This is a genomic window from Streptococcus sp. GMD1S (genome assembly GCF_000296875.1).
Taxonomy (GTDB): domain Bacteria; phylum Bacillota; class Bacilli; order Lactobacillales; family Streptococcaceae; genus Streptococcus.
Genome location: NZ_AJQY01000176.1, coordinates 1 through 1,027 on the forward strand (window position 1 = coordinate 1; position 1,027 = coordinate 1,027).

The following is a 1,027-nucleotide window of genomic DNA, read 5'->3' on the forward strand; positions in this document are numbered from 1 at the left end:
TTATCAGGCGTTTCTCGATAAAAGGCATCAGTCGTCCAAGACTTGGTGCGGATATGTTCGATATTGTGCTTGTCAAAGATGGCTTCCAGCTCGATCAGCAGAGACTCGTCATAGGCGACTTCGTCACCCGGTGGGGCATAGTGATAGCTAGTTCCTTCATCACGCAATGCAGCTGCAGGCAGAATAATCTTGTCAGCCTCAATTGAGCGGTCCAAAACGCCACAGGAACCTAAAATGATGAAATTTTTGAAGCCTCTGGCCGCCAACTCCTCCAGCTGGCCGACTATCATGGGAGCCCCAATTGGAGCCAACATAACTGCTAGCTTGCTAGGTCCTTGGCCATAAATATACCATGGATGATGGCCGTTTATGCTTTTCAAATAGCCTCCCTGATAGACATTTTCTGACTCAATCAAACGTTTCAGAATCTCGCCATTAAAGGACAGGATGATGGTTTCGCACACCTCACCCTTGTCAGGGACTGGCTTTTCAGTTGGCTCAATAACTGCTGCTACATCTTCAAATTCCTCTAATAGCATAACTTCTCTTTCTTTAAGGCTTCAGCAAATCCGCCTTCATTTTATTTAGACGGCGCAGTTTGGTCTCATCTTTTTTGGCTTCACTGATATAATGAGCCCATTCACGCTGGTGGCTAGGTGGCAGTTTAATAAAGCGCTCCTTAGCAAGACCATCCAAGCGTTCTTGCAACTCAAGAACTGCCTGGTTCAAAATTGCATCTGATAAATCTGACATAGTTCTTACCTCCTGTCATACTTCACCTCGATAACTTTGCTACCCTATCCTACAGACTTGATGAATGGTGACTGGCTTCACGGGCATGTTCTAGCTTGTCTAGATAGTATTCTCGTTTTTCTTCAACTTCGTGGATCATCGGCTCATCTTTCTGTCCATGAACTCGGACGATCTTAGCTGGGATTCCGACAACTGTCACATCGCTCGGAACATCTGCCACAACCACTGCACCCGCCCCAACTTTGGCTTTCTCTCCAATTTCAATAGGGCCAAT

General features: G+C 46.2%; 2 protein-coding genes and 1 pseudogene. All 3 read right to left on the reverse strand.

Annotated elements, in window-relative coordinates:
* The coding region (locus GMD1S_RS08080; protein WP_000923407.1) for a nucleoside phosphorylase at positions 1–539 on the reverse strand (539 nt) is incomplete at its 3' end.
* Positions 540–552: 13 nt separating this feature from the next.
* On the reverse strand, positions 553–753 hold the full coding sequence (locus GMD1S_RS08085; protein ID WP_008280814.1) for a YdeI/OmpD-associated family protein: 201 nt from the start codon (positions 751–753) through the stop codon (positions 553–555).
* Between the two features lie 49 nt (positions 754–802).
* A pseudogene (locus tag GMD1S_RS08090) lies at positions 803–1,027 on the reverse strand (serine O-acetyltransferase); the annotation flags it as partial.